The sequence below is a fragment of the Actinomycetota bacterium genome (genome assembly GCA_018334075.1).
In the GTDB taxonomy this organism is placed as follows: domain Bacteria; phylum Actinomycetota; class Coriobacteriia; order Anaerosomatales; family UBA912; genus JAGXSC01.
Genome location: JAGXSC010000007.1, coordinates 1 through 13,374, shown reverse-complemented (window position 1 = coordinate 13,374; position 13,374 = coordinate 1). Strand labels below are relative to the sequence as shown.

The window sequence follows — 13,374 nt, the reverse complement described above, 5'->3', positions numbered from 1 at the left end:
CCATCGATGCTCGCGAGATCAGGGCGACCCCTGACATCTGGACAAGAGAAGGAGGGATGTAGTCATGATGGATAGGCGGCGCTTTTTGCAAGTTGGCGCTGTTATTGGAGGTCTGGTTGTTGCTACTGTGGCCGGAGTGCGGGGATCGGCCTGGCTGGAACGATTACAGACGGAAGCGGCTAAGCCTGTGGGGGAAGAGCTCGCTGCTGGCTTGCGCGAGGCGATGTTCTGGCAGGCGATTGAGGGCGGCGGGGTCCACTGCGAGCTTTGCTTCCGCCGCTGTATTATTTCTGCGGGGACTCGTGGGGCCTGCCGGGTACGGGAAAATATTGCGGGCAGCTTATACAGCCTGGTTCATTCGCGTCCCTCGGCGGTGATGATTGATCCCATCGAGAAAGAGCCTCAGCTCCACCATCGCCCGGGAACAGACATCCTTTGCGTCGGGACGGTGGGATGCAACTTCCGCTGCATGCAATGTCATAACTGGAGTCTGTCGCAGGCCAGCCCTACCGACCGGCGCGTCCATGATTTGCCCCCCGCGCAGCTGGTGAAGCAAGCCCAGGAACGAGGCGTCACCGCTATTTCGTTTACCTATAATGATCCCATCGTCCTCTTTGAGTATGTTTACGACACCGCAGTTTTGGCGAAAGAGGCGGGAGTGGGTCTCATCTGGCACTCAAATGGCGCGATTGGGGAAGCGCCGCTGCGCAAACTGCTTCCATATACCACTGCGGTAACTATTGATCTCAAGGGGTTCTGTGAGGATATCTATCGTGAGACTTTCAGCGGCGATCTTCCCGCTGTCCTGAGAACGCTTAGGATTATCAAGGAAAAAGGAGTATGGCTGGAGATCGTCAATCTCGTCATCCCCACGATAAACGATTCTATGGACGAAATCATGGAAATGAGCAAGTGGATTGTGGAATACCTAGGCCCGGACGTACCGCTTCATTTCAGCCGATTTTTCCCCAGCTTCCAACTGACGCACCTTCCGCCAACACCGATAGAGACGTTGGAAAAAGCGCATACCATAGCCAGAGGGCAGGGAATAAACTTCGTCACCATCGGCAATGTCCCCGGCCACAAATACAACTCCACGTTTTGCCCGGACACCGGCGAGCGGCTTGTTCACCGCACTCATTTTTCGGTGGTGTATAACAAAATCGTTGATGGCAAATCGCCATTTTCTGGCCGCCCCGTGCCGGGGATTTGGGAATGAGCAAGCGGCTACTTTTTGCCGCACTGATAACCGGTTTCAGTGGCATGGTGATACAGCTGCTCCTACTGCGGGAGCTGCTGGTGGTCTTTCACGGCAATGAGCTGGCCATAGGGATTGTCTTGGCCAACTGGCTTATTGTCGAAGCCTTTGGTGCGTTTTTCATCGGGAAGCGGATCGAGCGAGCAAAAAAAAGGATACGCTGGTTTCTCGCGGTCTCGCTCCTGTTCGTTCTCTCTGCACCGCTTGCCCTCTATCTGGCGCGGATAGTGCGGGATATCGTCGGCGTGATGCCCTGGGTAGGGATGGGAGTGCTTCCTATCTTCTACTCCTCTTTCCTCGTTCTCTTTTTGCCCAGTCTTCTGCATGGCGCGCTGTTTGTTTTTACATGTAAGCTTTGCGCTCAGTTTAAGGAGCAGGAGGGCGAGCCTCACAAAGGCGCGTCTTCAATCGGCCGGGTATATGTTTTGGAGACGATCGGCCATATCGTCGGAGCAGTCGCATTTGTTTTTTTCCTCATCAATTTTTTCCACTCCTTTGCCATCGTCTTTGCCATGTGCGTTTTGGTTCTCATAGCCTCGGTGGCCCTGGCTACTTTGCAAGACAATGGAGGGAAGCAAAAAGCCATCGCACTGCTCACGGCTGTGTTGGTGGTATTTGTCTATCTACTCGCTTCCGATGGCGATGAGCGGCTTCATCACAATGCGCTTGCTCGGCAATGGCCGGGCCAGGAGGTGGTTCACTACCAACACTCACCCTACGGCAATGTAGCGGTGATTGAGCGCGAGGGAGAGTACACCTTCCTGACCGACGGCATCCCGGCTTTGACCGCTCCGACACCTGATATTGTGCGCGTGGAGGAGTTCGTTCACTTTCCGATGCTGGCTCATCCGCGGCCAGAGAGTGTGGCTATACTCGGCGGAGGGGCTGGCGGAGTGATCAGCGAAGTCCTTGAGCATCCCACAGTAAAGCGGGTTGACTATGCAGAGATCAATCCTTTGTTGATCGATCTGGTGCGAGAATTCCCCACGCCTCTGACCGAAGCAGAGCTTGGTTCTGCACTTGTGCATACGCTACATGTTGATGGCCGGCGTTTTCTTAAATTGACGCCACGTCAGTACGATTTGATCTTTGTAGGGGTTTCCGATCCGACTAACTTGCAGGTGAACCGCCTTTTTACTCTCGAGTTTGCTTTGTTGGCGCGAGAAAGGCTCAAGGAGGGCGGGATACTGGTTGTTAGCCTGCCTGGTTCACTCACTTACTTATGCCACGAGCTCCGGAACTTGAACGGCGTTATCATCAATACGCTGGAAAGCGCCTTTCCGTATCTGCGCATCATCCCCGGAGATAACAACATCATTCTGGCTTCTATGACAAAGGAGGTCACAGCATTCGACTCCAGCCAGCTCCATGACAGGCTACAAGAGCGTCAGCTGGATTTGCAGCTTATCAGTCAAGCTCATCTCGAGCTGCGGTTGGATCCGCGCTGGATGGACTGGTTTTTGGAATCCATGGAAGGGGCAACCGAGGAGGTAAATCATGATTTTCGGCCCAAGGGCTTTTTTTATAGCCTTGCCTATTGGAACGCGATGTTCTCTCCCTATCTGCGCGATTTCTTCGTCTGGCTGGAGGGGCTTAGACTGTCATTCTTTGCGCTGGCCATTGTCGCCGGCACCGCTATTCTTTTGGCACTCAAGCAGGGAACTGCCCGCCTGCGCCGAATGAGCGTTCCTTACTCCATTGCTACGACCGGCTTTGCAGGCATGGTTTTTGACCTGCTCCTCATCTTCGCCTTTCAGGCACTTTTTGGATTTGCTCTCCACTGGTTGGGGCTGCTCGTGGCAGCGTTTATGTTTGGTGTTGGTGGGGGCGCCTTTGCAATGACCGCACTCTTGCCGCGCATTAAAGACGACCGCGCCCTATTTATTAAATTGGAGATGGCGGTGGGCATCTTTGCCCTTTTGCTGCCGCTGGTCATTCTTGTAACTGCCCCCCACTTAGGGAACGTCACTGTGTTTGTTCTTGCGCAACTACTCTTTCTTCTGCTCTCACTTATCGCCGGCGCCCTCGTCGGCCTTAAATTCCCACTAGCAAATAAAATATATTTAGCCCGCTCTCCTGATTTAAGTCGGACAGCCGGTCTGCTTTATAGTGCTGATCTTATGGGCGGGTGGGTCGGAGGAATCATCGCTGCAGTGCTGCTGTTGCCTGTTCTGGGACTGGTGGGAACCTCGCTGGTGGTGGTGATGATCAAAGCGAGCAGCCTCAGCATGCTGATGACCTCAGCTAGGCTCGGACTGACCGGCGGTGAAATCGAATTGCCGGCGGCCTCGTCCTAAAGCGGCGGCTTGGGAGACAAGCTCAAGCAAGAGGCTTTGAGCCGAGCGAATGGCGACGGTGAGATCGCCTGACAGGCAGAGGTTTATCGCGATGGCTGTCGAAAACGCGCACCCCGTTCCCCTGGGATCACCGGCCTCTTTTATCAGGGGGTGCAACAGGACTTCGACACGGCCCTGGGTGGCAAGGACGTCCGAGGCGCAGTCGCCCTGGCTCACGCCGGTAACAAGGACGCTCGTGCCGTATCGTGCCGAGAGTTCCAAGGCGGCGTTCTCGGCATCACGCAATGTGATAATTTCGCGCGAGGACAAGGTTGCGGCCTCGAAGGCGTTGGGGGTGATCAGGTCGCAAGCGCCCATGAGCGGCCGCAACTTCTCTAACGTGCAGCTCAAAAGCGAACCTCCCGATGAGCTAGCCAGAACCGGGTCGAGCACCACGGGCCCGGTTTCGTGTTCTTGCAGGAAGCGCCGGGTGGTCTCGGCGTTTTCATAAGACCCCATAGCGCCTATTTTGGTGCATGCTATCGGGCCGTCCTCGCTTATCGCCTGAAGCTGATCGTGCAGCATCTTTGACGCTACAGGCTCGGAAGCGTAGAAGCGGTGCGAGTTTTGCGCGGTGATGACGGTCGCGGCGCACATCGGCGAAAAGCCCAGGCGCGACGCCACGAAAGCGTCCACGAGAAGCCCCGCTCCCGCCGATGGGTCGACTCCGCCGATGAGCAACGCCCGCCTCATGCGCTGGCTTCCAGCTCGTTTACCAGCCGCATTGCACACAAGGAGCCGCACATGGAGCACTGCTTGTCGGAGCCGCCGCCCCGCATCTGTCGCATGGTTTCCGGGCGCTGTCTGTCGATCGCGATCGCGAACTGCCGCTTCCAGTCGAGATTCTTGCGCGCCGAGGTCATCTGCGCGTCCCATTCGCGTGCCGCGGGCAGGTTTCGGGCGATGTCCCCAGCGTGAGCGGCTATTCGGGCGCAGACGACGCCCTCATGCACGTCGTCGGCATCGGGCAGACACACGTGCTCGGCGCGCGTCACATAACACAGGAAGTCGGCGCCCGCCGATGCAGCCAGCGCTCCGCCGATAGCGGAGGTCACGTGGTCGTAACCTGGCGCTACGTCGGTAACGATCGGGCCGAGCACGTAAAGCGGCGCTCTGTGGCATAGCTCTTTGGCGATTCGCATCTGTTCGACGATCTCCGAGATGGGCACGTGTCCCGGGCCTTCGACTATCACCTGCACGCCGGCGGCGCGGGCCCGAAGCACCAGGTCGCCGAGTATCCGAAGCTCACCGAGTTGTGCCTCGTCGCCGGCGTCGGCGATGCACCCTGGGCGCAGCGAGTCACCAAGGCTCAGAACAACGTCGTGGCGCCTGCAGATATCGAGCACCTCGTCGAAGCGCTCGTAGTAGGGGTTCTCGGCGTCGTTGGCCTCCATCCAGCATGCGAGAAACGCACCTCCGCGGGAGACGATGCCGGCGGCCCTGCTGGAAGCCGCCGCCGCTTGTTCGCGCGTCAGGCCAGCGTGCACGGTCATGAAGTCCACGCCGTCCTCGGCGTGAGTTCTGACCGCGGCCAGCATCTCGTTTGCCGACATTCCGGTCACTCCAGCGTCGCGGCGCATCGAATTTACCGCGGCCTCGTAGACGGGAACGGTGCCAAGCGGCACATCGCAGCGCTCGAGTATTCGGAAGCGCACCTCGCGAAGATCCCCTCCCGTCGAAAGGTCCATGACCGCATCGGTGCCAGCCGAAAGCGCGGCGTCCAGCTTCGCGAGTTCCTGCTCGATACTGGAGGCCGCCTCCGAGGTGCCGATATTGGCGTTGACCTTCACCCTTAGCCCTTCGCCTACCGCCGAGGGCCGGATGTGGTTGCGTCTGGCGCGGCTTGCGAGCACAGCGATGTGTCCTCGGCGAATACCCTCGACAAGCTCGTTGACATCGACACTCTCATTCCTTGCCAGGGTCGCCAGCGTCTCATCGAGGCGGCCGTTTTGCAGATCATCGAAGAAAGCCATCAGTATGCTCCTGTCTCTTCGACGCGCGATACGATTTCGCGCGCCACACCCAAAGGATCATCGGCCGCACCGATGCCTCCCATCACGCAGATCGCGGATGCACCCGCGGCAAACACGCTCCTGACGTCATCGGCCCCAAGGCCCCCGATGGCCGCTACCGGCACGCCGGTTTCGCAGATCGCGCGTAGGCCATCTAGCCCGAGGGGCTCGCGGGTCATCGGTTTGGACACCGTCGGCCGGACAGGCCCCGAGCCCACATAGTCCGCGCCGAGCGAGCGGGCCTTCTCGGCAAGCTCCACACTCCACGCCGAAATGCCGAGAAACGCGCTCCACCGCGGTCGCCATCCGGAAAGCTCGGCCAGGTCGCCCTGGCCGAGGTGCAGGCCGTCGGCGCGCACCTTCATCGCGACCTCGGCGTGATCGTTCATGACGAACGCGACTCCGGCCGCGCGGCACAGAGCCCTAAGCTCACTGGCGACAGCGAGCAGATCAGAGCCTTTGCGCGTCTTGTCGCGGTATTGAATGACCTTGGCGCCCGCTTCAAGCGCGGCTCTGGCAACGCCGACGTGGGAGCGCTTCAGGTGCGGATACTCGGAGGTCACGACGTAAAGACCGCTTATCGGAGCACCTGTGCTCATCGCGCACCTCCGCTAAGCTCGGCGTCCCAGTCTTTCCAGGCGGGGTCGTACCCCAAAGACCTGATCGCGGCGAAGACTTCCTCGGCGCTTCGGTCGTCGTTTACCTCGAACTGGGACTGGCTTGCGTTGTCTTTGGCGCTGGCGTAGCCCCCCGGCTGAGTGCACGAGCCCGCACTCATCTGGGTGATTCCGATAGGCAGCAGGGCGTCGCGGAGTCGAGGATTTTCGCGTGTTGAAAGCAGAAGGCCTGCTCTCGGCAGGAAAAGCCTCATCGCGCAGATCGAAAGCGCCAGTTGGCGATCGGAGACCGGGTATTTTGGGGAGTAGTCGCTTCTTGCCTGGCGAAGCCGAGGAAACGAGATCGTTACTTGCGTGCGCCAGAAATTTCGCGTCAGATAGGCGGCGTGAAGCGCGGTAAAAAACATATCGCGCCTGAAATCGGATAGTCCAAGCAAGCATCCGATGCCCACACGTCGCATTCCGGCGGCGGCTCCGGCTTCAGGCGCGTCCAGTCGGAATGCGTAATCTCGCTTGCGCCCGCTTCGGTGCAACTCCAGGTAGGTATTTTTGTCGTAGGTTTCCTGGTAGATTACGAGCCCGTCGACACCGCTGGCAACCATAGTCTTGTAGCCGTTTTCGTCCATGGGGAAAACCTCAATGGAGATCGAGGCGAACAGTGGGCGCAACAGCCGGACCACCTCGGCGAGCCTGTCCTTGTCGATTGCCCGCGGCGCCTCGCCTGTAAGCAGCAAAATGTGGTGGAACCCCTTCGCCCGAAGCGCCCGGGCCTCGGTCACGATCTCCTCATCGCTCAACGTCGAGCGGAGGGCGCTATTGGCGGCGCTGAATCCGCAGTAGGCGCAGTCGTTGTCGCATTCGTTCGAGAGATACAAGGGCGAGTAGAGCTGTACCGCTCTGCCGAAGTGCCGCAAAGTGTCGGCTTGGGCTTGTGCGGCGATCTCGTCGAGCATTTCTTCGGCGGCAGGCGAGAGCAGTGCCGCCAGGTCCCGGAAAGTTTTGCGCTGCGTGCCGAGAGCACGCCGAACATCGGCTGAGCTCATCGAGTGAATCAGCTCGGACACGCGCGAGCCATCGAAGCGGCTCATTTCCTCGGCGAAGCTCATTTCAGACTCCCTAGTAAGCCTTCGAGTGGACTGGAGGCTTCGGCGAAGCGGCCTTCGGTGGCAAGACCGGCGAGGAACGCCTCGCGCCCGGCGACAACCGCGGTGGCAAACGCCCGGGCCATCGCGGGTGGATCGCCGGCTACCGCGATCGCTGTGTTCACGAGCACGGCGTCCACACCCATTTCGAGCGCTTCAGCCGCATGGGAAGGGGCGCCCAGACCCGCGTCGACGATTACGGGCAGTGTGGCCTGCTCGACGATGATGCCGACGGCATCGCGTGTACGCAGTCCCTTGTTTGTGCCGATCGGGGCCCCCAACGGCATGACCGCGGCCGCGCCGGCCTCTTCGAGCCGCTTGGCCAACACGGGGTCCGCGCCCATGTATGGCAGGACGACGAAGCCCTCGGCGGCCAGGATTTCGGTGGCGCGAAGGGTCTCAATCGGATCTGGCAACAGGTAGTGCGGGTCGGGGGTAACCTCGACTTTTACCCACGGCTCACAGCCAGCCGCACGCGCCAGCCTCGCCAGGCGCACAGCCTCCTGGGCGTCTTTGGCGCCGCTTGTGTTCGGTAGCAGCAGATAGCGCGCGGGGTCGATATGGGCGAGCATGTTGTCAGCGGGATCGGAGAGGTCGACTCGCCTTAGCGCCACCGTGACGATTTCGGCCCCCGAGGACTCGAGCGCCGCGCGCATCGTCTCTGGCGAGCTGAACTTGCCGGTTCCCATCAACAGCCGGGAACTGAAAGTTCGCCCTGCGATGACCAGGGGGTCTTGTGTTTTCACGGGCATGTTTTTCACCCTCCCGATACGAAGTGGACTATCTCGATCACGTCACCATCGGCAAGCGCGGTGACGGCGAGGCTCTCGCGCGACAACACCGCCCCGTTGCGTTCGATAACCGCGCGGGCGGCATCGACGCCAAGCGCTTCCAGCATCCCCGCTGCCGTCAATGGCTCCGAAAACTCCTGACATACTCCGTTTACCGTGAGATTCATGGCGTGCTCCTTCTTCACACTGGGCTTTCATCCAACAACAGGCGCAAGACGGCATTGGCTTGATGGTGCGCGGCCACACCGACCCTGGGCGCCATCAGGCCCTGTCCCGGCTCGGCCGCCGAGAGTTCGTCGCCTACGAGGAACAGGCTCTTTCCTCGGCGGGTAGTGGTGATCTCGTTGCTGGGACCGAAGCCAGCCAGGCCCGAGGCGGCTACCAGCGGCACATCCGGATACGCCAGCCTGAAAGACTCGGCCAGCATCGCTTTCTCGCGGGCGTCATCGAACGCCTCGACCATGACGGTGACGCCTTCAAACAGCCTTGCGACATTCGAGGGCGCAACTCGCGCTCGATGTGCTGATACTGCGACATGCGGGTTCACGCGAGAGATGGTGTCGGAAAGCGCATCGACTTTCGGCTGACCGATCTGGTCCACGAAGTACTGCTGCCTGTTTAGGTTGGAAGGCTCGACCACATCGTGATCGACGAGGATCAGGCGGCCGATTCCGGTACGGGCAAGAGCAAGAGCGATAAACGACCCCAAGCCACCGACTCCGGCGATGCCGATACAAGCGGAGCGCACCCGCTCGTGAACACCCGGAGAGTGTCGAGCCACCAGCAGCGCCTCGAACTCCTCTTCAGAGGGGATTTCGCCTCGGCGTATAAGCGTGACGCGATCATTCTCGGCGAGTTCCTGATCGTTTGTGGCGGGAAAGCCGTTTACGATGACGATATCGGCGTCCGGCTTGAACTGGCTTCGCACAAAGTTCAGGCGTGCGCCTTGCTTGACGCGGACACACTTTTCGTTGACATGAATTTGCACGGCCTGCCTCGCTTGGTCTGGATCGCGAGGCTGCCGAGAAAAGAAAACCGCTCTGTGTAAGAGCGGCGCTTGATTCGAAGTGGTTTTCTTCTCCCTGCGCCGGCATTACCCGGAACACGCTTTCGCGCGCCTTTCAGGTTCAAACGGTAGGAAGGTTGCACCTTCCCTCTCAGCCGCTTTCAGCAGCTCCCGCGATCGATATTCAGTTTGTCCAATCATTATAGCAGGGAAACTATCTTGTCGCGACAGCCATCACTTTGCGTATCGCCGCTACCGTGTCGTGAATGTCGGTGTCCTCAAGCGTTGGATGCACAAGAAGCATAAGCGACGACTCTCCCAGCTCCCTGGCGACCGGGGATCTTCTCTCGGGCGCCAGCCCGGCATCGACAAACGCACGCTCCCGGTATATCTCGGGGCATGTTCCCGAATAACACGGAACCCCCTCCGCGCTGATGGCCTCCGCAATCCTGTCACGGTCCCACCCTTCACGGAGACGCTCGTGCCGCACGAAAGCGTAATACTTGTAGTACGCGTGGTAAGAGTTTGTGTCGGGAATGGTTAGACGAAGCGCGTCCAGATCGGCTAGGCCCTCGTTGAGCATATCGGCAGAGCGCCTCCGACGATCGATCCACAAAGGGAGCTTCTTCATCCCGATACGCCCCAGCACCGCCTGCATTTCGCTCATTCGCCAGTTGGTCCCGAAAGTATCGTGAAGCCATCTAAACGCGTGACTCTTGCCGAGAAAACCGCCGCGGGTGAGCGTATAGGATTTCCCGTGGTCTTTGAGGGACCATGCACGCTCGAACAAGGTGCTGTCGGAGGTCAGCAGCATTCCGCCTTCGCCGCCGGTAGTCATGATTTTGTCCTGACAAAATGAAAAGGACCCGAAAGCGCCCATCGTTCCAACCGGCTGGCCCTTGTACTTCGCGCCGAGAGCCTGGGCGCAATCTTCGATGACAGGGATTTTTGCGGCCTCAGCGATTTCGAGTATCGAATCCATGTCGCAAGGCCAGCCTGCCAGATGCACCACGATTACAGCACGGGTCTTTTCCGAGATGACAGCCTTGATCGATGCGGCTGTGATGTTCTGGCTTTCTGGATCGACATCGGCGATCACAGGAATCGCTCCTCTCATCACGGCCGCGCTAGCAGTCGCGATGAATGTGCGAGCAGGTACTATCACCTCGTCGCCGGGTTCAATTCCAAGTGCGGCTAACGCGGCTTCCAAGGAGAGCGTGCCATTGGCAAGAGCGATCGCGTGAGGCGCTCCACTAGCCGCGGCGAACTCCGTCTCGAAAGCTACCCCCTCATCGCCGGTCCAGTAGTTAACGCGACCGGAGCGCAGTACCTCTGAAACGGCCTGGATTTCATCGTCATCGAAATATGGCCACGGGGGCATTGGTTTGGCGCGAACGGGAGCTCCTCCGTTGATCGCCAGAGGAGAAAAGTTCTCGGATTCCACTTGCTCTCCAGGTAAAATAGTGTGGTTACGGCCAGAAAAGCGTGCGCAAAAACGCAATACCTATCGTCAGCCACTATACCAAAGCCATCGAAGGCAGGACATTTTACGTGACAAAGCGCTCTATTGACTTCGCCCTTGCGGCTCTGGGCCTTATCTTCTTGTCGCCACTGCTTGTAGGCATTGCGATCGCGATCAGAGTCACAATGGGTCCGGGCGTCATCTTTTGTCAGCCCCGCCCGGGGCTTGGCGGCAAGATATTTCGCATCTACAAGTTCCGAACTATGAGCCAAGCCCCATCCGACTTAGCCGAGGCGGTGTCGGAGGAATCGCGAATCACAAAGCTAGGAGCGTCCCTCCGGCGCTGGAGCTTAGATGAGCTTCCCGGGCTGTTCAATGTTCTCAAGGGCGATATGAGCCTGGTGGGTCCACGTCCGCTGTTGCCGGAGTATCTGCCGCTGTACACTCCTCGGCAGGCGAGGCGCCATGAGGTCAGGCCGGGAATAACCGGATGGGCGCAGGTAAACGGTCGCAACGCCCTTTCATGGGAGGAAAAGTTCGATCTCGACGTATGGTATGTGGACAACCAATCAACGCTACTCGATTTCAAGATTATCCTGATGACCATCGGAAAAGTGCTCCGCCGAGAAGGGATCACCCCGCAAGACCGTGCCACCGTTGAGCGGTTTGGCGCCGGCGGAAACAGCTCGACCGTAGACGACACAATCGAAAGTGACTCCAGAGGAGAATCATGACGCGTCCCGACGCTTTTGCCGGCAAGCCAGATGCGTGGAGACATGACCGCGGGATGTGGATCGCGATCGCCGTGGCCCTCTTGTTGTGGGCATGGGCGTTTGCGGGCATACGCGCGGGGCTTCAATCCTACGGACCCGGAGAGCTCGCATTGCTGCGCTTCGGCACCGCATCGGTGGCGTTGCTTTTGTATGCGCTGGTTGCCCGGATGCGGTTGCCGTCCGTTCAGGATTTGCCTGTCATCTTTGCGGCGGGACTTCTCGGCATCACGACGTACCATCTTGCGCTGAACATCGGCGAGCAGACCGTGACTGCGGGAGCGGCCGCGCTGCTTATCTCCACAAGTCCGATATTTACCGCTGTGCTTTCAATGCTGCTTTTGAAGGAGCGTTTCACTATCTGGGGGTGGACGGGGCTTGGCGTCTCGGCCGGCGGTGTCGCGATGATTGCGCTGGGCGGAGAGGGAGGCATCGCCCTCGATCCCAACGCGCTTGTCATACTTGTTGCAGCCGCTGCTACGGCCCTGTATTTTGTCGTGGCCAAGCGTCCGCTACAGCGGTACTCGGCGCTCGAGTTCACGACTTACGCGATCTGGGCCGGTACGCTGCCGCTTCTGGTCTTCGCGCCGGGGCTAATCAGCCAGCTGCCGCTGGCGAGCGGTCAGGCCACGTGGTCTGGGATATTTCTTGGCATTTTCCCGGGAGCCATAGCGTATGTGCTGTGGAACAGGGCGCTTTCCGTGATGCCGGCTAGCCTGCTCTCCACCTTCCTGTACTTTCAGCCGATAAACGCCGTGTGGATCGCGTGGCTTTGGCTTGGCGAGGTGCCCTCGGCATTGGCGCTTCTCGGCGGTGCCATCTCCCTTGTCGGCGTTGTCGTGGTTGCGATGCGGGGAGTCAACGGGAAGGAAACAAGGCTTACTTAAGTATCCGGGTAAGCCGGCAAAGCTGCAATCAGCGGCAAAGTTGGACCTGGCCTACGGCAGACCCCAGAGGTTGTGTACGGAGGTGCGAACTGTGTTGCATATCGCGCCGGTGCCGCCGTAGACTTTGATTTCCGACAGGCTGTCTGTGCTCTCATGCAGGAAAGAAGCCGTATTGACTGGTAGCAGCGTGCTTCTGGTGAGCAGCATGATTCCGCCTCGCGCTCCTGTTGCGGCTCCTCCGGCGAGTGCGTCCGGGAAGTCCTGCCCCGTCGCTATCCCGGCGATCTGGCCGGTCGACCAACCGCGCCTGATGGACTCACGCGCGACTTCCTCGGCAGTCGTGAATCGGCAGGCTCCGCTGATTCGGTTCCATGCGACATTCGCGGCGCCGAGGCTTTGTGTGACGCTCGGGCTCACGGCTCCGGTTCCGCCGATGACGATCGCCGAGGAAACACGCAGATCGATGATCGCCTGCGACGTGGCTGTTGGCAGCTCACCCGGGCGGGTCAGCAGCAAGGGCATTCTTTGCGAATAGGCGATCGGCCCGGCTGCGAGCGCGTCGGCGAAGTCATCACCACGCGCGATGATCGCTTGCCGGCCGAAGTTGGCCCCAAGGCTTGCCGAGATCTCTCTGGCTACCGCAGCGGAGGTGGCGTACCGGTCGGGTCCCTGGATTCGCCGCACCTCCAGCCCGCTGTTTCCTAGCGAGCGCTCGATCTCCTCGCTGACAGCACCCGATCCGCCGACGATGATGACGCGAGAAGCCCCGACCCTCCTTACCTCATCGAGCACGAACGGCTCGACGGAGATCCCGGTTCCAGCGGTCAGCAGCAACGGGCCTCGCACCGTACCTGCCAGCCCGGATGCCGACAGGGCGTCAGGGAACGTGCGTCCAGTGGCAAGAACGACTGTTGAGGCGGAGCCCGCGGCGAAAGTTTCCTTCGAGATGTTTGTCGCGGTCCGGTACCTGTCCGCCCCCCAGATCCTAGTGACCGAAGGGGTGGAAGCGGCCGCCGGCCCGTATATCGCGATTATGCCGGCTCGGTCCTCGGCGGCGGGAGTTCGGCGCAGCTGGCCTGTCGCGATACGGCCG

The 13,374-nt window shown here is 59.8% G+C and carries 13 protein-coding genes and 1 riboswitch; of the genes, 4 read left to right on the top strand and 9 right to left on the bottom strand.

The annotated features are described in order from the left end of the window. The first annotated feature begins 64 nt into the window (after positions 1 to 64). Positions 65 to 1,219, top strand: a complete 1,155-nt coding sequence (gene amrS, locus KGZ89_00605) for an AmmeMemoRadiSam system radical SAM enzyme (GenBank protein ID MBS3973361.1) — start codon at positions 65 to 67, stop codon at positions 1,217 to 1,219. Continuing rightward, positions 1,216 to 3,555 (top strand): fused MFS/spermidine synthase, encoded by a 2,340-nt coding sequence (locus KGZ89_00600; protein MBS3973360.1) that lies wholly within the window; start codon positions 1,216 to 1,218, stop codon positions 3,553 to 3,555. The genes amrS and KGZ89_00600 overlap by 4 nt, the downstream gene beginning before the upstream one ends. Here KGZ89_00600 and KGZ89_00595 read toward each other — a convergent pair. The 8 genes from KGZ89_00595 to KGZ89_00560 form a co-directional block, all read right to left on the bottom strand. Beyond that, positions 3,499 to 4,287 carry a hydroxymethylpyrimidine/phosphomethylpyrimidine kinase gene (locus KGZ89_00595; protein ID MBS3973359.1) on the bottom strand — a complete coding sequence of 263 codons (789 nt, stop codon included), beginning with the start codon at positions 4,285 to 4,287 and terminating at the stop codon, positions 3,499 to 3,501. The genes KGZ89_00600 and KGZ89_00595 overlap by 57 nt on opposite strands. After that, positions 4,284 to 5,567: a phosphomethylpyrimidine synthase ThiC gene (gene thiC / locus KGZ89_00590; protein ID MBS3973358.1), complete on the bottom strand. Its 1,284-nt coding sequence runs from the start codon at positions 5,565 to 5,567 to the stop codon at positions 4,284 to 4,286. The genes KGZ89_00595 and thiC overlap by 4 nt, the downstream gene beginning before the upstream one ends. Further along, entirely contained in the window at positions 5,567 to 6,205 is a 639-nt protein-coding gene (thiE, locus tag KGZ89_00585) for a thiamine phosphate synthase (GenBank protein ID MBS3973357.1), read from the bottom strand. Before thiE ends, thiC begins: the two co-directional genes overlap by 1 nt. After that, positions 6,202 to 7,329 (bottom strand): 2-iminoacetate synthase ThiH, encoded by a 1,128-nt coding sequence (gene thiH, locus KGZ89_00580; GenBank protein MBS3973356.1) that lies wholly within the window; start codon positions 7,327 to 7,329, stop codon positions 6,202 to 6,204. Before thiH ends, thiE begins: the two co-directional genes overlap by 4 nt. Beyond that, entirely contained in the window at positions 7,326 to 8,117 is a 792-nt protein-coding gene (locus KGZ89_00575) for a thiazole synthase (protein MBS3973355.1), read from the bottom strand. Before KGZ89_00575 ends, thiH begins: the two co-directional genes overlap by 4 nt. A 5-nt stretch (positions 8,118 to 8,122) precedes the next feature. Continuing rightward, positions 8,123 to 8,323, bottom strand: coding sequence for a sulfur carrier protein ThiS (gene thiS / locus KGZ89_00570; GenBank protein MBS3973354.1), 201 nt, complete (start codon positions 8,321 to 8,323; stop codon positions 8,123 to 8,125). 14 nt (positions 8,324 to 8,337) lie between these two features. Beyond that, the gene (gene thiF, locus KGZ89_00565) at positions 8,338 to 9,144 is read right to left on the bottom strand and encodes a sulfur carrier protein ThiS adenylyltransferase ThiF (protein MBS3973353.1); all 807 of its coding nucleotides are present in this window, start codon (positions 9,142 to 9,144) and stop codon (positions 8,338 to 8,340) included. 74 nt (positions 9,145 to 9,218) lie between these two features. Beyond that, positions 9,219 to 9,347: riboswitch (TPP riboswitch) on the bottom strand. 29 nt (positions 9,348 to 9,376) lie between these two features. Continuing rightward, complete coding sequence (locus tag KGZ89_00560; protein ID MBS3973352.1) at positions 9,377 to 10,543, bottom strand: DegT/DnrJ/EryC1/StrS aminotransferase family protein; 1,167 nt, start codon at positions 10,541 to 10,543, stop codon at positions 9,377 to 9,379. Between the two features lie 170 nt (positions 10,544 to 10,713). Here KGZ89_00560 and KGZ89_00555 point away from each other — a divergent pair, with 170 nt between their 5' ends. After that, positions 10,714 to 11,358, top strand: a complete 645-nt coding sequence (locus KGZ89_00555) for a sugar transferase (GenBank protein ID MBS3973351.1) — start codon at positions 10,714 to 10,716, stop codon at positions 11,356 to 11,358. A 53-nt stretch (positions 11,359 to 11,411) separates the two neighbouring features. Further along, positions 11,412 to 12,281 carry a DMT family transporter gene (locus KGZ89_00550; GenBank protein MBS3973350.1) on the top strand — a complete coding sequence of 290 codons (870 nt, stop codon included), beginning with the start codon at positions 11,412 to 11,414 and terminating at the stop codon, positions 12,279 to 12,281. A gap of 51 nt (positions 12,282 to 12,332) precedes the next feature. On the opposite strand, the gene KGZ89_00545 is transcribed toward KGZ89_00550, so the two are convergent. Beyond that, positions 12,333 to 13,374 (bottom strand): cell wall-binding repeat-containing protein (locus KGZ89_00545; protein ID MBS3973349.1); only part of this gene is annotated, 1,042 nt, incomplete at its 5' end.